This window comes from Luteimonas sp. S4-F44 (assembly GCF_022637415.1).
Lineage (GTDB): Bacteria > Pseudomonadota > Gammaproteobacteria > Xanthomonadales > Xanthomonadaceae > Luteimonas.
The window spans coordinates 1,189,129-1,206,178 of sequence record NZ_CP093340.1; the positions used below are offsets into that span (position 1 = coordinate 1,189,129).

Annotated in this window: 16 protein-coding genes, 1 tRNA gene and 2 pseudogenes; 11 read left to right on the forward strand and 8 right to left on the reverse strand. The window is 70.5% G+C overall.

From position 1 onward, the window contains the following. Positions 1-16: 16 nt before the first annotated feature. The 5 genes from MNO14_RS05400 to MNO14_RS05420 form a co-directional block, all read right to left on the reverse strand. Complete coding sequence (locus MNO14_RS05400; RefSeq protein WP_241945719.1) at positions 17-700, reverse strand: YoaK family protein; 684 nt, start codon at positions 698-700, stop codon at positions 17-19. A 36-nt stretch (positions 701-736) separates the two neighbouring features. Further along, positions 737-988, reverse strand: a complete 252-nt coding sequence (locus MNO14_RS05405; protein ID WP_241945720.1) for a helix-turn-helix transcriptional regulator — start codon at positions 986-988, stop codon at positions 737-739. Positions 989-1,205: 217 nt separating this feature from the next. Next, a complete protein-coding gene (locus tag MNO14_RS05410) occupies positions 1,206-2,606 on the reverse strand; it encodes a PhoH family protein (protein WP_241946269.1) in 1,401 nt (466 codons plus the stop codon). Between the two features lie 175 nt (positions 2,607-2,781). Continuing rightward, positions 2,782-3,258, reverse strand: a complete 477-nt coding sequence (locus MNO14_RS05415) for a peroxiredoxin (protein ID WP_241945721.1) — start codon at positions 3,256-3,258, stop codon at positions 2,782-2,784. Between the two features lie 85 nt (positions 3,259-3,343). Further along, complete coding sequence (locus MNO14_RS05420) at positions 3,344-3,910, reverse strand: glycine cleavage system protein R (protein ID WP_221187474.1); 567 nt, start codon at positions 3,908-3,910, stop codon at positions 3,344-3,346. Positions 3,911-4,138: 228 nt separating this feature from the next. Between MNO14_RS05420 and dapA the strand changes: the two genes are divergently transcribed. Both dapA and MNO14_RS05430 read left to right on the forward strand, forming a co-directional pair. Further along, positions 4,139-5,041: a 4-hydroxy-tetrahydrodipicolinate synthase gene (gene dapA, locus MNO14_RS05425; RefSeq protein WP_241945722.1), complete on the forward strand. Its 903-nt coding sequence runs from the start codon at positions 4,139-4,141 to the stop codon at positions 5,039-5,041. Positions 5,042-5,062: 21 nt separating this feature from the next. Next, a complete protein-coding gene (locus tag MNO14_RS05430) occupies positions 5,063-5,572 on the forward strand; it encodes a hypothetical protein (protein WP_241945723.1) in 510 nt (169 codons plus the stop codon). 95 nt (positions 5,573-5,667) lie between these two features. On the opposite strand, the gene fdxA is transcribed toward MNO14_RS05430, so the two are convergent. Further along, entirely contained in the window at positions 5,668-5,991 is a 324-nt protein-coding gene (gene fdxA / locus MNO14_RS05435) for a ferredoxin FdxA (protein WP_183426102.1), read from the reverse strand. A 239-nt stretch (positions 5,992-6,230) separates the two neighbouring features. Then, positions 6,231-6,306: transfer RNA gene (locus tag MNO14_RS05440), tRNA-Glu, on the reverse strand. 161 nt (positions 6,307-6,467) lie between these two features. Between MNO14_RS05440 and pcnB the strand changes: the two are divergent. From pcnB to pgi, 6 genes and pseudogenes are all read left to right on the forward strand, one after another. Further along, positions 6,468-7,757 (forward strand): annotated as a pseudogene (gene pcnB, locus MNO14_RS05445) (polynucleotide adenylyltransferase PcnB); the annotation flags it as partial. Positions 7,758-7,780: 23 nt separating this feature from the next. Further along, positions 7,781-8,271: pseudogene (gene folK, locus MNO14_RS05450) on the forward strand (2-amino-4-hydroxy-6-hydroxymethyldihydropteridine diphosphokinase). A gap of 4 nt (positions 8,272-8,275) precedes the next feature. Beyond that, a complete protein-coding gene (gene panB, locus MNO14_RS05455; RefSeq protein ID WP_241945725.1) occupies positions 8,276-9,094 on the forward strand; it encodes a 3-methyl-2-oxobutanoate hydroxymethyltransferase in 819 nt (272 codons plus the stop codon). A gap of 41 nt (positions 9,095-9,135) precedes the next feature. Then, a complete protein-coding gene (gene panC, locus MNO14_RS05460) occupies positions 9,136-10,002 on the forward strand; it encodes a pantoate--beta-alanine ligase (RefSeq protein WP_241945726.1) in 867 nt (288 codons plus the stop codon). A gap of 110 nt (positions 10,003-10,112) precedes the next feature. Next, entirely contained in the window at positions 10,113-10,493 is a 381-nt protein-coding gene (gene panD, locus MNO14_RS05465; RefSeq protein WP_241945727.1) for an aspartate 1-decarboxylase, read from the forward strand. Next, the gene (gene pgi, locus MNO14_RS05470; RefSeq protein ID WP_241945728.1) at positions 10,493-12,022 is read left to right on the forward strand and encodes a glucose-6-phosphate isomerase; all 1,530 of its coding nucleotides are present in this window, start codon (positions 10,493-10,495) and stop codon (positions 12,020-12,022) included. The genes panD and pgi overlap by 1 nt, the downstream gene beginning before the upstream one ends. Positions 12,023-12,301: 279 nt before the next feature. Here the strand turns inward: pgi and queG are convergent, their stop codons facing one another. Next, a complete protein-coding gene (gene queG / locus MNO14_RS05475; protein WP_241946270.1) occupies positions 12,302-13,384 on the reverse strand; it encodes a tRNA epoxyqueuosine(34) reductase QueG in 1,083 nt (360 codons plus the stop codon). Positions 13,385-13,428: 44 nt separating this feature from the next. On the opposite strand from queG, the gene MNO14_RS05480 reads away from it, so the two are divergent. The 3 genes from MNO14_RS05480 (at position 13,429) to MNO14_RS05490 (ending at position 16,999) form a co-directional block, all read left to right on the forward strand. Next, positions 13,429-14,961 (forward strand): NAD(P)H-hydrate dehydratase, encoded by a 1,533-nt coding sequence (locus tag MNO14_RS05480; RefSeq protein ID WP_241945729.1) that lies wholly within the window; start codon positions 13,429-13,431, stop codon positions 14,959-14,961. After that, complete coding sequence (gene tsaE / locus MNO14_RS05485) at positions 14,961-15,446, forward strand: tRNA (adenosine(37)-N6)-threonylcarbamoyltransferase complex ATPase subunit type 1 TsaE (RefSeq protein ID WP_241945730.1); 486 nt, start codon at positions 14,961-14,963, stop codon at positions 15,444-15,446. Before MNO14_RS05480 ends, tsaE begins: the two co-directional genes overlap by 1 nt. A 74-nt stretch (positions 15,447-15,520) precedes the next feature. Continuing rightward, positions 15,521-16,999, forward strand: coding sequence for an N-acetylmuramoyl-L-alanine amidase (locus MNO14_RS05490; RefSeq protein ID WP_241945731.1), 1,479 nt, complete (start codon positions 15,521-15,523; stop codon positions 16,997-16,999). Positions 17,000-17,050: the final 51 nt, after the last annotated feature.

Sequence of the window (17,050 nt, forward strand, 5' to 3'; positions counted from 1 at the left end):
CGCGCACGTGCCGGCGTCAGTGAACGCGGCGCGCATCGCGCACCAGCGTCCAATGCCGGTAGCCCACATAGCCCAGACCGGTCAGGCCGGTCAGCGCGGCTGGGATCAACAGCGCGCGGTAGTGCAGCGCGCGGAACAGCCAGGTGCCAAGCACGCCGCCACCGAGGAAGCCGGTGATGATCAGGCCGCTGAGCGTGAGCCGGCGCATCGGCAGCGGCTTGCCGCGGATCAGATGGCCCAGGCCGATCCCTAAGTCGGTGAACATGCCGCTGAGATGGGTCGTGCGCACGATCGCGCCGCTGTAGGTGGTCACCATCGCGTTCTGCAGGCCGCAGGCCATCGCTGCCAGCAGCGCGCCGTTGAGGGGCTGGGACGAGAACAGCGGGACCGCGGCCAGCAGCAGCGCCGATTCGAGCGCAAGCGCGGCGCCGTAGCGCCGTCCCAGGCGCAGCGTACTGTCCTGGATGATCAGGCCGCTGAGCATCGCGCCGATGCTGAAGGCGATCAGGATCGCCCACAGATGGCGCACCGAGCGCCAGTCGCCGTCGGCGAGCGCGGCGCCGAGCAGACTGGTGGTGCCGGTGAGGTGGCTGACGGCCAGATGCTCGAAGCCCAGGTAGCCGGTCACATTGACCATGCCGGCAATGCACGCCAGCGTCACCGCGCCCACCCAGACCCAGCGTGGCAACTGCATCCCCATCGTCTCAGCGCATCGCCCGCGGTGGCCGTGCCTTGCTCATGCCGGATCCTTGAGCCGCACGCCGCGGCCGCGTCCATGACTGGCGCGGTCGTTGCCGATCAACTCAACGCCAGCGGTCTCCAGCGCGTCGACGATCTTGGTCAGCGTCGCGATCGAGCCGCGCACGTCGCCCGCGCTGGCCTCCATGCGCTGGATCGTCGGCAGCGAGACACCCGACAGCGCCGCCAGCGCGCGCTGGTCGAGCCCGAGTAATGCGCGCGCGGCACGCAACTGGGTGGCGGAAATCACGGGGACGGCCCTGGACGCATGCCGGCATGTTGCATCGCAGCGAATGCCGATGCAAGCCGGAGCAGTTCAAATCGATGGCTGATGCATCACTTTGGCCCGCCCAGCCTTGGGCGAGGTGGCGATGGGTCAGCCGCGCAGGGTGCGGGGCCGACACCCGCATGCGCGGGTGCCGGCGTTGTGTCGTCCCGTGATCAGGCTGCGGTAGCTGGCGCCGCGGTCAGAGCACTTCGGACGCGAAATCGGCCAGACGCGAGCGCTCGCCGCGGCGCAACGTGATGTGCGCACTGTGCGCCCACTGTTTGAAGCGATCCACCGCGTAGGTCAGGCCCGAGGTCGTCTCGGTCAGGTAGGGCGTATCGATCTGCTCGACGTTGCCCAGGCACACGATCTTGGTGCCCGGCCCGGCGCGGGTGATCAGCGTCTTCATCTGCTTGGGGGTGAGGTTCTGCGCCTCGTCGAGGATCAGATAGCGGCTGAGGAACGTGCGCCCGCGCATGAAGTTCAGCGAGCGGATCTTGATCCGCGACGCCAATAGGTCGTTGGTCGCCGCGCGCCCCCAACTGCCGCCGTCCTGGTTGTGGGTCAGCACCTCGAGGTTGTCGGTCAGCGCGCCCATCCACGGCGTCATCTTCTCTTCCTCGGTGCCGGGCAGAAAGCCGATATCCTCGCCGACGCTGACCGTCGCGCGGGTCATGATGATCTCGCGATAGCGCTGCTGGTCCATCGTCTGCGCCAGCCCCGCCGCCAGCGCGAGCAGGGTTTTGCCGGTGCCGGCGGTGCCCAGCAAGGTGACGAAGTCGACGTCCGGGTCCATCAGCGCATTGAGCGCGAAGTTCTGCTCGCGGTTGCGCGCCAGGATGCCCCAGACCGAATGCTGATTGTGGCGGAAATCGTCGACGATCTGCAGCGTCGCGCGGCCGTTCTCGACCGCCACGACCCGGAACTCCGACTCCTCGTCGCCGGGCAGGTACAGGAACTGGTTGGGATACCAGCCGTCCTCTTCGTCGGCGGCGAGTTCGTAGAACGTGCGGCCCTTATCGGTCCACGAGCGCAGGTCCTTGCCGTGCCGGGTCCAGAAATCCTCCGGCAATGCGGTCGCGCCGGTGTAAAGCAGGCTGAAATCGTCCAGCGCGCGATCGTTCTCGTAATCCTCGTTGGCGATGCCGGCGATCGCGGCCTTGATCCGCAGGTTGATGTCCTTGGAGATGAACACCACCGTGTCGTCGGGCTCGTCGCGCTTGAGGGCGAGGATCGCGCCGAGAATGCGGTTGTCGGGGGCGACCGCACCGAACGAGGTCTTGTCCTCCTTGGGCACCGTGGTCTGGAAGCGCAGGTGGCCGACGCTGGCGGCGCCGCGCAACTGCAGGCCCTGCGGATGGGCGAGCGGCAGACCCGAGGCGATGCGCTCGCTGCCCGAGGCTTCGATCAGTTCGTTGATGAACCGGCTGACCTGCCGGGCATTGCGGCTCGATTCGCTGGTGCCCTTCTTGGCGTTGTCGAGCTCCTCGATCACCTGCATCGGCAGGTAGACATCGTGCTCCTCGAACTTGAACAGCGCCGTGGGGTCGTGCATCAGCACGTTGGTGTCGAGGACGTAGACACGCTTGCCTTGGGTCATCATCGTGGTCGCGGCGCTCCGTGACAGGGCGGGGAGAGAAACACACTTGAAGCCAGCATCCGCGCCGGCAGTCGAGAACGGGTGAGGCCGGACAGCTGGCCGGGGTCGAGCGCCCACGGCAGCGCCGCCATGGCCCGGAATCCGGGACGGCGGCCGCCGGGGCGGGCGAGTGCGATCACCTGGATTGCGCGGCCTGCAGCGCGTCGAACACGGCCTGGGCGTGGCCGGCGACGCGGACCTTGCGCCATTGGGCTGCGATGCAGCCCGACGGGTCGATCAGAAACGTGCTGCGCTCGATGCCCAGCACCTTGCGGCCGTACATGGTTTTTTCGCGGATGACGTCGAACGCGCGGCACAGCGCTTCATCGGTATCGCTGACCAGCGGGAAGGCGAAGCCCTGCTTGGCGCAGAAGTTGTCGTGCGCGCGCACCGAATCGCGCGACACACCGAGCACGTCGGCGCCCAGTGCGTGCAGCCGTGGCAGCAGCGCATTGAACTCCAGGCCCTCGGTCGTGCAGCCGGGCGTGGCGTCCTTGGGATAGAAATACAGCACCAGCCAGCGGCCCGCGTAGGCGGCGAGCGTGGTGGTCGTGCCGCCGGACAGGGCCAGCGGCAGCTGCAGCGTCGAGGCGGCGAGAGGCGTGGCGCTCATCGAACAGTCGGCCGTTCCATGCCGGTGGGGCTGCGCATCACGATGCGGCAAGGCGATGCGGGAGGCAAGCGGTGCGCCATCGGCATCAGAACTTCATCGGGTCCATGATGGCATCGAGATTGAGGTGGTCGCAGAACTCGAGGAAATCGTCCCGCAACGCCGCGATGTGCATGTTCGACGGAATACCAATGGTGACCTGGGCCGAGAACATGTCCGCGCCGGTCTGCATGGCGCGATAGCGCGAGGAGTGCAGGCTCTCGATGGTGATGCCTTGGCGGTCGAAGAAATCCGCCAACTGGTACAGGATGCCCGGCTTGTCGGCCGCGACGACCTCCACCACGTAGGGCAGCAGGTTCGATTGCACTGGCTTGGGGCCGGTGCGGTACCAGATCAGCTTCAGGCCTTCCTCGCGCTCCAGGCGTGTGAGCATCGCCTCGAGCTTGGCAACCGCGTCCCAGGGGCCATTGGCCAGCGCGGTGACCGAGACATCGCGGCCCACAGTGGACAGGCGGGTGTCGACGAGGTTGCAGCCGCTGTCTGCGATCCGGCGCGACACCGACAGCAGCGGCGAGGCCGGATGCGTGGTGTAGGCATTGATGAGCAGGTAGTTCTCGTTCGGCGCAGGCCGTGAAGCGGTATCGGAATCAGTCAAGGCGGCGTCCGCGGCGGGAATCTGGTCGACGGCAAGCGCGTCGGGGGGCGACTGGAGGGTGAACGGCAACCCGGCCGGGGCCGGTGCTGCGGTCAGCATACTTGCCCGCGCTTCGCGGCCGCAAGTAACATCGACCGGCATTTTCCGCGTGTTTCCGCCGCTCGTGCGCCCATCGGGCGGGTTCCGGCGAGCACGCCCGTCCCGTCCTCACGCCTTGGATGCCTCATCTTGCGACTCTCCGGCAGCATCACCGCTCTCGCCACCCCGTTCTCGCCCTCCGGCGCGCTCGACCGGTCGGCGTGGAAACGCCTGGTGGATGCGCAGCTGGCAGCGGGGACGCAGGGGCTGGTGGTCGCCGGCTCGACCGGCGAGGCGGCGACGCTGGAGGACGAGGAGTACGACTGGCTGATCGCCGATACCGTGGCGCGGGTCGCCGGCCGTGTGCCGGTGCTGGCCGGGACCGGGCAGCCGGGCACGTCGAAAACGGTCGCACTGACCCGTCGCGCGGCGGCGCTCGGCATCGATGCGGCGCTGGTCGTGGTGCCGGCCTACGTGCGCCCGACCCAGACGGGCCTGGATGCCCACTTCCGCGCGGTTGCCGATGACGGCGATGTGCCGGTGGTGCTGTACAACGTGCCGGGGCGGACCGGCACCGACCTGCTGCCCGAGACCGTCGCCGGCCTGGCGGCGCATCCGCGCATCGTCGGCATCAAAGAGGCGCACAACGGACAGGCGCGCATGCAGGCGCTGCTGGCGCTGCAGGGCGAGGAATTCTCGGTGCTCAGCGGCGACGATCCCACGGCCGCGCGCGCGATGCTGGCCGGTGCCGACGGCACGATCTCGGTGATCTCCAACATCGTGCCGGCTGCGTTCCGGCGCCTGTGCGATCTGGCGCGCGCCGGACGTGTGGACGAGGCCGTGGCCTGGGATGCGCAACTGCAGCCGATCCATGCGTTTTCGGGCATCGAGCCCAATCCGATCCCGGTCAAGGCAGTACTGGCGCGCCAGGGCTTCGGCCACGGGCTGCGTCTGCCGTTGACCCCACTGGCCGAGGCGCATCGCGCGCAGGCCGACGACGCGACGCGACTGGCGGCAGACCTCGAAGGGTCCTGCCGCGCGCGCGCCGCCTGATTTCCCAGGAGAACTCCACCCATGCGTCGATCCCATTCCCCCATCCGTTACGTCGCCATCGCCGTCCTGGCCGTCGCGGTCGTGGGCGCCAGCGGCTGCCGCTGGTTCAAGAAGGACAACGCGCTGTATGCGCAGAGTCCCGAGAGCCGGCCGCTGGAAGTGCCGCCCGACCTCGACCAGCCGCGTACTGACGGCGCGATGGCGTTGCCGCAGACCGGCGGCTCGGCGACCCAGTCGGCGACGGTCGCGGCCGCCTCGTCAAATGTCGCCTTCACCGTGGCCGGCGAGCGCGACGCGGTGTTCGCCCGCGTCGGTCAGGCACTGGCCGGGATTGAGGGCGTGGCCGTCAACAGCCAGTCGCAGGCCCTGGGCACCTACGAGGTCAGCTATGCGGGCAGCCAGTTCCTGGTGCGCGTGGGCGCCGGGCAGGGCGGGGCAACGGTGTCGGCGGTCGATCCGCGCGGTGTCGCGGCGAGCGGCGCAGGCCCCGAGCGCGTGATCGCGGCGTTGCGCGCGGCACTGGCCAACTGAGGGCAGGGCGCCGGTCGGTTCGGACCGGCGTCGGGCCGCAAACGCAGAACGGGCGCCTCGCGGCGCCCGTTTTCGTTGCAATACCCGGTCTGGCCTCAGCGCTCGAGCAGCGGCAGCTTGCCCGGCTTGCCTTCCCAGTCCTTGGCGTCGGGCAGCGGGTCCTTGCGCGTGGTGATCACCGGCCAGACCTGGGCCAGTTCGGCGTTCAGCGCGACGTACTGTTCCTGGCCGGCGGGGACGTCGTCCTCGGGGTAGATCGCGTTGATCGGGCACTCGGGCTCGCACAGGGTGCAGTCGATGCACTCGTCCGGGTCGATGACCAGGAAGTTCGGGCCCTCATGGAAGCAGTCCACCGGGCAGACTTCGACGCAGTCGGTGTACTTGCACTTGATGCAGTTTTCGGTGACGACGAAAGGCATGGAGATCTTCGAGCGCGCGGCAATACGTCAAGTTTAAGGCAGCGCTCCGCGCTCCGGTGGAAAGGATTCGCATTTGCGCGCCCGGCCGTGATGTTGGACGAGCGAGAAAGCGCTTGTCCTGCGGGGCGGTGGTGCGCCTTTCCGCGAAACCGAACCCCGGTTTCGGGCGATGGCTGGCGTTGCGCTGCGCGTCGGCGGAGCCAAGAAAAGGCCCGCTTGCGCGGGCCTTTTTTTGAAGATGGCGCTCCCTACGGGATTCGAACCCGTGTTTTAGCCTTGAGAGGGCCACGTCCTAGGCCTCTAGACGAAGGGAGCTGGGTGTACCGCCGAAGCGGCGACCGGTTGGACGACCGGTCTGCAGTCCGTCGGAAGACGTGTGCAGCTTGCTAGTATAGCAGGCTTGCGGGCCCCGTAACGGGTCGCCCACGGAAAAATTTCATTTGATGCACGACGACATTTCGACTCCGGGCTCCGCGCTGCGGACCATCCCTCGCGACCAGCACATCATCTCGCGCCGGCAGATCAGCCAGAGCGCGCTGCGTGTGCTGTACCGGCTGCACGAGGCCGGGCATGCCGCCTATCTGGTCGGCGGTGCGGTGCGCGACATCCTTGTCGGCCTGGCGCCCAAGGATTTCGATGTCGCGACCGACGCGACGCCCGAGCAGGTCAAGGCGCTGTTCCGCAACTGCCGGCTGATCGGGCGGCGATTCCGGCTGGCGCACGTGGTGTTTGGCCGCGAGATCATCGAAGTCGCCACCTTCCGCGCCAACGTCGACGACGGCAGCGGCGACCGCGAGGTCCACGACGATGGCCGCCTGCTGCGCGACAACGTCTACGGCACGATCGAGGACGATGCGATCCGCCGCGACTTCACCGCCAACGCGCTCTATTACGCGATCGCCGATTTCTCGGTGCGCGACTACGTTGGCGGTTTCGAGGACGTCGAGAACCGCGTGCTGCGGCTGATCGGCGATCCGGACACGCGCTACCGCGAGGACCCGGTGCGGATGCTGCGCGCGGTGCGGTTGGCGGCCAAGCTGGGCTTTTCGATCGCGCCTGAGACCGCAGCGCCGATCCCGCAACTCGCCGGGCTGCTGTCCGAAGCGGCGCCCGCGCGGCTGTTCGAGGAATGCCTGAAGCTGTTCCTGTCGGGGCACGCGGTGGCGAGCTTCGAGGGGCTGGAGCGGCACGGCCTGCTGGGTGCGCTGTTTCCCGAGACCGCCAAGGCGTTGGCGAGCAATCGCAGCGGCGCGTTGCGCACGATGGTGATCGCGGGCCTGCGCTCGACCGATACCCGCATCGCCGCCGGCGATCCAGTGTCGCCGGCGTTCTTGTTCGCGACCCTGCTGTGGCCGGCGTACTGCCGCACGTTGATGAAGTTGCAGGCCGAGGGCGTACAGCCGGTGGATGCGCAGCGTCGGGCCGCGGATCGGGTGACGCTGCACCAGTTGTCGACCGTCGCGCTGCCGCGCCGGTTCTCGTTGCCGATGCAGGAGATCTGGCTGCTGCAGGCGCGCTTCCCGCAGCGCCAGCGCAAGCGCGTGACCCGGATGCTGTCGCACCCGCGCTTTCGCGCCGCCTTCGATTTTCTGGTGTTGCGCAGCGCCGCGTCCGATGCCCATGCCGCCGATGTCGCGTTCTGGGAGGAAGCTCAGCGCGATCCCGACCATGCGCTCGCGCTGTTCCCCGGCGACGAGGACGGCGACAGCGAGGGGCAGGCCCCGCGCCGCAAGCGCCGCCGTCGGCGCGCGCCCGCAGCCGGGTGAGCGCCAGGCCGTCGGCGCCGCGCGTGCGCGCCTGCGTCGGGTTGGGCGCCAATCTCGGCGACGCCGTGGCGACGTTGCATGAGGCGGCGCGCGCGCGCTGGCGGCCTTGCCCGGTATTTCGGGGTTTGCGCTGTCGCGCTTCTATCGCACACCCGCGTGGGGCGTGACCGACCAGCCGGCCTTCGTCAACGCCGCGGCGGCGTTCGAGACCGACTTGCCTCCGGCGGCGCTGCTCGAAGCGCTGTTGTCGATCGAAACCGCGCTGGGGCGACGCCGCGCGTCCGATGGCAGCGACCGCTGGGGGCCGCGCACACTCGACCTCGATCTGCTGCTATATGGCGATGCCGTGCTCGCATTGCCGGGACTCACCGTGCCGCATCCGCATCTGCATGCGCGCGCGTTTGCGCTGGTGCCGCTGCTCGATGTTGCGCCCGATGCGCAGATTCCGGGCATCGGCGCAGCCGCCGATGTCCTCGCAGGCATGGATCGAAACGGCATCGAAGCGATACCCTAGGGCGATGACCACTCCCCACACGTCCGCGCCGGTGACCGTGCCCGCGCTGTTCGAGGCCCGCGCCGCGGGTCGCCGGCTCTCGATGCTCACCGCCTACGACGCCGGATTCGCGCGCACATTCGATGCGGCGGGGGTCGAACTGCTGCTGGTCGGTGATTCGCTGGGCATGGTGGTGCAGGGGCACGGCTCGACGTTGCCGGTCACCACCGACGACATGGTCTATCACACCGCCTGCGTGGCGCGGGCGACCCGGCGCGCACTCGTCATCTCCGACCTGTCGTTCCAGGCCGATGCGACGCCCGAGCGTGCGCTCGAGGCGTCAACCCGGTTGCTGCAGGCCGGTGCCGGCATGGTCAAGCTCGAAGGCGCGACGGCGAACAAGCGCGAGGTCGTGCGCTTCCTGGTCGAGCGCGAGATCCCGGTCTGCGCGCACTTGGGGCTGACCCCGCAGTCGGTGCTGCGCTTCGGCGGATTCAAGGTGCAGGGCCGCGACGAGGCCGCCGCGCAGGCGCTGCGCGAGGACGCACTCGCGATCGCCGAGGCCGGCGCCTCGCTGATCGTGCTCGAGGGCGTGCCGGCCGCGCTGGCCGCCGAGATCACTGCCGCGTCGCCGGTGCCGACGATCGGCATCGGCGCCGGCCCAGGCTGCGACGGCCAGGTGCTGGTGCTGCACGACATGCTCGGCCTGGACAGCGGCCATCGCCGGCCGAAGTTCGTCCGCGACTTCCTGGCCGAGGGCGGCTCGGTCGCCGGCGCGGCGCGCGCGTACGTCGCCGCGGTGCGTGACGGCAGCTTCCCCGGTCCCGAACATTCCTACAGCTGAGCGCCGCGCCGCCGGCCTTCGCCTCCCAGTCCGCACGCCCCATGATCGAAACCGTCGACCGCCTGACCGTCCTGCGCGCCCGCATCGCGGCGTGGAAGCGCGCGGGCCTGCGCGTGGGCCTGGTGCCGACGATGGGCAATCTGCACGCGGGACACTTTTCGCTGGTCGCGGCCTTGCGCGCGCAGGTCGATCGCGTCGTCGCCAGCGTGTTTGTCAACCCCACGCAGTTCGGGCCCAACGAGGATTTCGCGCGCTACCCGCGCACGCCCGAGCAGGATGCGCAGGGGCTGGACGCCGCGGGCTGCGACCTGCTGTGGCAGCCATCGGTGGAGACGATGTATCCGCTGGGGCTGGCGAATACGGTCACCGTGCGCGTGCCCGGCATCACCGAGGTGCTCGACGGCGCGCATCGGCCGGGGCACTTCGATGGCGTGGCGACGGTCGTCACGCGCCTGTTCAATCAGGTGCAGCCCGACGTCGCCGCGTTCGGACGTAAGGATTACCAGCAACTGGCGGTAATCGCCCACTTGGTCGCCGAACTCGCGTTCCCGGTGGAGGTGCTGCCGGTCGCGATCGCTCGCGATGCCGACGGGCTGGCGCTGAGCTCGCGCAACCAGTATCTGGACGCCGACCAACGCGCACTGGCGCCGCAGCTGTATCGCACCTTGCAGGCGATGCGCGACGGCCTGCGCGCCGGTCGCGCGCCGGCCAAGGTCGAGGCCGACGCGCAGGCGCAGCTCAGTGCGCTGGGTTTCGCAGTCGACTACGCGGTCGTGCGCACGCCCACGCTCGGGTCGCTGGCACCGGGCGATGGCGAGGCGGTCGCATTGCTCGCGGCCCGGCTGGGCGCGACCCGGTTGATCGACAACCTCGAATTCAGCCTGGCGCCGGCGTCCACGGCCAGCTGAATCGCCGCCCGCGCGGCCGGGGCGCATGTTGCGATGCCGCACGCGGCGCCTATACTTGCCGACTCCTGCGGAACGCCCGCGTCTGCCAAAGGCCGCACCCGGCCGCCGCCATGCAACTGACCCTGCTCAAAGCCAAGATCCACCGCGCGTCCGTGACCCACGCCGAGCTGCACTACGAAGGCTCGTGCGCGATCGACGGCCATCTGCTCGACCTGTCGGGCATCCGCGAATACGAGCGCATCGAAATCTACAACATCAACAACGGCGAGCGGTTCGCGACCTACGCGATCCGCGCCGAGGCCGGCAGCGGCATCATCTCGGTCAACGGCGCTGCCGCGCACAAGGCCGGCGTCGGCGACCTGGTGATCATCTGCGCCTACGGCGTGCTCGACGAGGCACAGGCGGCCCAGTTCAAGCCGACCCTGGTCTACGTCGACCGGCAGAACCGGATGACCCACACCAACGATTCGATCCCGGCGCAGGCGGCCTGATGACGACGGCGGCGCAGCGGATCGAGGACACGCTGGCGCCGCACGCGCGGCGCCTGGACGCGGCGCGCATCGCCGACCTCGTCGCTGCCGATGCCGCGCGCCCGCGCGACTTCGCGCTGCGCGTGGGCGGGCTCTACGCCAGCTTCGCGCGCCAGCGCTTCGATCGCGATGCGCGCGATGCGCTGCTCGCGCTCGGCGCGTCGGCCGAACTGGCGACCGCGATGCGCGCGCTGTTCGACGGCGCCATCGTCAACACGTCCGAGCAGCGCCCGGCGCTGCACGTCGCACTGCGCTCGGCGCTGTCGCAGGCACCGGCGGCGCGCGATGCACGCGAGCAGGCGCTCGCAGCGCGCACGCGCATGCGCGAACTGGTCGCGCAGCTCGAGGCCTCCGGAGTCACCGACATCGTCAATGTCGGCATCGGCGGGTCCGATCTCGGCCCGCGGCTGGTGGTCGATGCGCTCAAGGACTTCGGCACCGGTCGCTTCCGTGTGCATTTCCTGACCAACGTCGATGGCAGCGACGCCCAGCACCGCCTGGCGAAGCTGGATCCGGCGAAGACCGCGGCGATCCTCGTCTCCAAAACCTTCGGCACCCAGGAGACCTTACTCAACGGCGCGGTCGTGCGCGACTGGTTGGGCGGCAGCGAGCGGCTGTATGCGGTCAGTGCCAACGTGCCGCGCGCGCAGGCCTTCGGCGTCGCGTCCGAGCGCGTGCTGCCGATGTGGGACTGGGTCGGCGGTCGCTACTCGCTGTGGTCGGCGGTGGGCTTCTCGATCGCGCTGGCGATCGGTGCCGACGGTTTCGATGCCTTGCTCGATGGCGCGGCCGAGATGGACGCGCACGCCCTGCAGACGCCGCTGGCCGGCAACCTGCCATTGCTGCACGCGCTGACCGCCATCTGGAACCGCAATGCGCTGGGCCTGGCCACGCACGCCGTGCTGCCCTACGACGAGCGGCTGGCGCTGCTGCCGGCCTACCTGCAGCAGTTGGTGATGGAGAGCCTGGGCAAGTCGGTCACGCCCGAGGGCGAGCCGGTCGGGCTCGACACCGTGCCGGTGCTCTGGGGCGGGCCGGGCACCAACTCGCAGCACAGTTTTTTCCAGGCGCTGCACCAGGGCACGCAGACGGTGCCGGCCGATTTCATCGGCGTGGTGAATCCGGCGCACCCGCATGCAGACAACCACGCCGCGCTGCTGTCGAATCTGCTGGCTCAGACCGAAGCGCTGGCCAATGGCTATGCCGCCGAGGACCCGCAGAAGGCGTATCCGGGCAACCGGCCGTCGACCTTGTTGCTGCTCGACCGGCTCGACCCGCGCAGCCTGGGCGCGCTGATCGCGCTCTACGAGCACAGCGTCTACGCGCAGTCGGTGCTGTGGGGCATCAACGCGTTCGACCAATGGGGCGTCGAGCTGGGCAAGCGCATCGCCGGCGAACTGCTGCCCGCGGTCCAGGGCCAGGACGTCGAGATCGCCGACCCGGTCACCCGCGCCGTGCTCGACGAACTGCGCGCACGCCGCAACGCCTGATCCGTCGTGATCACCTCCCCGCATGCGGGGAGGGCGACGTGCGTAGCGCGCCTGGTGGGGCATGGGCTTGTCGCGCAAAGCGCCCCCGATCCCAACCTTCCACCCGTGAAGGGCGCAATGCCCCGTAAACGGGGGAAGGGGCAAAAAGCCATCATCGCGCGCCGGGTGGGGGCAAGGGCGTCCGGCCCTGTCATTGCGCCGACGCTCGCCTGCCGCAGGGCAACCGTCGTTCGTGCCAAGCCGTGATCGACCGAACGCCACACGCGACGTGCGGCGTCGTCAGCGCGCGTCGTGCCGCGCCAGTGCCCATTCGACGTGCTCGTCGACCAGCGCGTCGCCCGAGTGCCGGCGCGTGCGCAGGGCGGCGATGGTGTCGGGGGCAGTGGGCGCGTTGCCCAGCGCGACAGCGATGTTGCGCAGCCAGCGACGATGGCCACTGCGGCGCAGCGGTGAACCTTCGGTGCGCTGCAGGAATTCGGCCTCGTCCCAGGCGAACAGGTCGGCCAGAGTCGCGGTGTCCAGGCCGTTGCGTGCGCGGAAGTCGGGTTCGTTGTGGCGCTTGGCGAACTTGTTCCATGGGCAGACAAGCTGGCAGTCGTCGCAGCCGAAGATGCGGTTGCCGATCGGCGCGCGCAGCGGTTCGGGAATTGCGCCGTCATGTTCGATCGTCAGATAGGAGATGCAGCGGCGCGCATCGAGCCGGTAGGGCGCGACGATGGCCTGGGTCGGGCAGACATCGATGCAGCGCGTGCAGGTGCCGCAGTGCGCGCTCGCCGGTGGGTCGATCGGCAGCGGCACGTCGACGTAGATCTCGCCGAGGAAGAACCACGAGCCGCCGCGCTTGTCGATCAGGCAGGTGTGCTTGCCGATCCAGCCCAGGCCGGCGTTGCGCGCGAGTGCGCGCTCGAGCACTGGCGCCGAATCGACGAACACCCGATGACCGAACGGGCCGATCTCCTCGGCGATGCGGTGCGCGAACGTCTGCAGCCGGTTGCGCATGAGCTTGTGGTAATCGCGGCCGAGCGCGTAGCGCGCGACATAGGCGCGGCGGCCGTCGGCCAGCGTGTCCCAGGCGCTGTCGTCGTCGTTGCGGCCGTAGTCGAGCCCCACCGAGATCACCCGCACGGTGCCGGGCAGCAGTTCGGCGGGACGTGCGCGCAGCGTGCCGTGGCGCGCCATCCAGTGCATCGTGCCGTACAGCCCCTGGGCCAGCCAATCGCGCAGGTGGGCCTCGTCCTCGGCGAGTTCGATGCCGGCGATGCCGCAGCGCTGGAATCCCATCTCGGCCGCGATCGCGCGGATGCGCGCGGCCACCTGCTGCGGCTCGGGCGGGCGGCGCGCCGGTGGCGCAGCGTCGGGGATGTCGGGGCAGGGACTCACGATGCCTGAAGTATAGAATCGACGCGATGAGCCCCCCCTGTGCCTCGACTGCGGCGTCTATGCCGGGAACCCTGCTGTACGACGCGGCGGCGTTGCGCGCACTCGAGACCGCGGCAATCGCAGCCGAGGGCGGCGATGCCGGCGTGCTGATGGCGCGCGCCGGGCAGGCCGCGTGGCGTCTGATGCAGCAGCGCTGGCCGCAGGTGCGCACCCTCGTCGTGGTCTGCGGACCGGGCAACAACGGCGGCGACGGCTACGTGCTCGCGCGCCACGCGCAGTCGGCCGGCTGCGAGGTGCAGGTGGTCCGGCTCGACACGCACGCGCCACGGACCGACCTGGCGCGCGCCGCTTGCGCGGCCTTCGTCGAGGCCGGCGGTCGTATCGCGACGTTTGGTGGCGGCCCGCTCCCGTCGGCCGGGCTGGTCGTCGATGCCGTGTTCGGCATCGGCCTGTCGCGTGCGCCCCAGGCCGACGCCGCAGCCTTGATCGCCGCGATCGATGCGGCGCCCGCGCCGGTGCTGGCGCTCGACGTCCCCAGCGGCCTGGACGGCGATCGCGGTAGCGTGCCCGGCGTCGCAGTGCATGCCGAGGTCACGCTGCAGTTCCTCGCCGCGCGCGTCGGTCTGCAGACCGGCGACGGTCCAGATCATGCCGGCGAGCTCGCACTCGATACGCTCGGCGTCGATCCGGCCCTGATGGCAGCCGCCGGGCCCGGTGTCGCGCGCCGGATCGAGGCCGGCGATCTCGCGCACTGGCTGCGCCCGCGTCCGCGCAACAGCCACAAGGGGATCTCCGGCCGCGTACTGGTCGTCGGCGGAGACCACGGCATGGGCGGGGCGGTGATGCTGGCCACCGAGGCCGCGCTACGCGCCGGGGCCGGGCTGGTGTCGGTCGCGACCCAGGCGGCGCATGTCGCCCCGCTGCTGGTGCGCAGTCCGGAGGCGATGGCCCGCCGCATCGACAACACGTCCACCCTCGCGCATCTGCTCGATGCCGCCGACGTCGTCGCGCTCGGTCCGGGGCTGGGGCGCGGTGCCTGGGGCCACGGGGTGTACGACGAGGTGCTGGGCAGCGGCCGGCCGCTGGTGCTCGACGCCGATGCGCTGCGCCTGCTGGCGGCCATGCCCCGCGCGCTGCCGCCCGGCACCGTGCTGACCCCGCACCCGGGCGAGGCCGGGCGCCTGCTCGGCGCCGCGGCCGCCGACATCCAGCGCGACCGGCCCGCTGCGGTGCGTCGACTCGCCGCCCAGACCGGCGCAGTCGTCGTGCTCAAGGGCGCGGGCACGCTGGTCTGTGCGCCGGGCGGCACGCCGTGGCTGATCGCCGCCGGCAACCCGGGCATGGCGACCGGCGGCATGGGCGACGCGCTGACCGGTGTGATCGCCGCGCTGCGCGCGCAGGGGCTCGACCCCGAATCCGCCGCGGCCTGCGGCGCGCTGCTGCATGCCGCTGCCGGCGACGTCGCAGCGCGCAGCGGGGGCGAGCGCGGCCTGTTGCCGGTCGACCTGGTCGCCGCACTGCGTCCGTTGGCCAATCCGGCGCCCCGGGAGGCGTGGTGATGAGCCTGTGGCAACTCGACGGCGAGGCCGCGACGCAGGCCTTCGCGCAGGCGCTCGCCGCCACGGCCCCCACACCGGCGGTGGTGCATCTGCAAGGCGATCTGGGTGCCGGCAAGTCCACGCTGGCGCGCGCCTGGCTGCGCGCACTGGGCGTGACTGGCACGGTGCGCAGTCCCACCTACACCCTGGTCGAGCGCTACCCGGTGGCAGGCGGCGAGGCGCTGCACCTGGACCTGTACCGCATCGGCGACATCAGCGAGCTGGAATTTCTCGGCCTGGACGACGTCGCGGCGCGGCTGTGGCTGATCGAGTGGCCCGAACGCGGTGCCGACGCGTTGCCGCGGCCAGACCTGCGGGTCACGCTGGCGTTGTCGGGCCATGGCCGCAGCGTCCGCCTGGATGCCCTCTCGGATGCCGGCCGGGGCTGGTGCGAGACAGTCGCCGCGACCGTCCGTTTGCCAACTGTTGCTGAACCGAAACCGTAGGAAGGACACGCAGGCTGCGGATTTGCAAGGGAAAACGGCTTGCATTGTCCTGGCGGCGATGATTGACTAGCCGCATGCGTATCCGGGGGATCAATCTGTCTCAGGCCTTGCTGGCGCTCGCGCTGCTCGCGGCGCTGTGCTGGAACCTGGCTTACGGCGCTGAATTGCGCGGCGTCGACCTGCAGACCGGCGCGACCGGAACGCGGGCCGAACTGCGGCTCGACGGCAAGGCCGAGTTCTCGGTGATCTCGCTGGCCAACCCCGACCGCCTCGTGGTCGACCTGCCCGGTACCAAGCTCCGCGGCGGCCTGGCGCTCCCGGCCGCGCGCGGCGTCGTGCGCAGTGTCCGGACCGGCCAGCCGGTGGCCGGCACCACCCGGATCGTGTTCGATCTCGCCAGCCCGATCGTGGCGATGACGCCGCGCCTGGAAGAGGGCGGCGACGGGGCCCGCCTGGTCGTCGAGTGGCCGGGCGACGGCGATGCGGATCCGATCGCGCGGGTCGCCGCGCAGACCGCGACACCGCCGCCGGCCGCCGCCGGCGTGGCGCCCGCCGGCAGTGCCCCGGCCGCCAGCACGCCACCGGCCGATCCTGCGCTCGCCTCCAACGATGCCACCTCGCGGCTGATCGCCGAGATGGCGCGAGCCCGTGCACCGGCCACGCCTGCACCGCAGCCCGCCGCGCCGACCCCGGTGCCGGCATCGTCTGCGGCCGCGCCCGTCGCGCAGGCGCCCGCGCCGACCCCCGAGGCCGCCGCACCGGCGCCGCGCAGCGCCGCCCCGCCACTGCCGACCACGGTCGGGCCGGGCATGCGTCCGCTGGTGATCGCGATCGACCCGGGCCACGGCGGCCAGGATCCCGGGGCGATCGGACCGGGCGGCACCTACGAGAAGCACGTCGTGCTGGCGATCTCGCGCGAGCTCGCGCGCCAGATCAACGCCACGCCCGGCATGCGCGCGCACCTGATCCGCGACAACGACAGCTACGTCGAACTGCCGCAGCGCGCACGTCGCGCACGCCAGGCCAAGGCCGATATGTTCGTGTCGATCCATGCCGACGCCGCGCTCAACCGCGCTGCCTACGGCTCTTCGGTCTACACCCTGTCGCTGCGCGGGGCATCCTCGCAGCAGGCGCGCTGGCTGGCCGACCGCGAGAACAGCGCCGACCTCGTCGGCGGCGTGCGCCTGGAGAAGGACACGCTGTCGAACGTTCTGCTCGAGATGGCGCAAAGCGGCCATATGCGCGCATCGCAGGAGGCCGCGACGCATGTGCTGACCGGGCTGCGCGATGTCGGCAAGACCCACAAGTCGAATGTCGAGTACGCGAACTTCTCGGTGCTGCGCAACGCCGATATGCCGGCGATGCTGGTCGAGACCGGCTTCATCTCCAATCCCGATGAAGAAAAGCGGCTGCTCGATCCCGGGCACCAGAGGCGCGTCGCCGCCGCCGTGCTGCAGGGGATCAATGCCTTCTTCACCAGCCAGCCGCCCCCGGGCACGCTCTACGCGGCGCGCGCCGCCGCGGCCGCGGCCGGTGGCGGCGGCAGCCCCTGAATCGGCCGGATCGCGCTGTCGGGCAGGCCCACCCCGCGCCCGCTATCATCC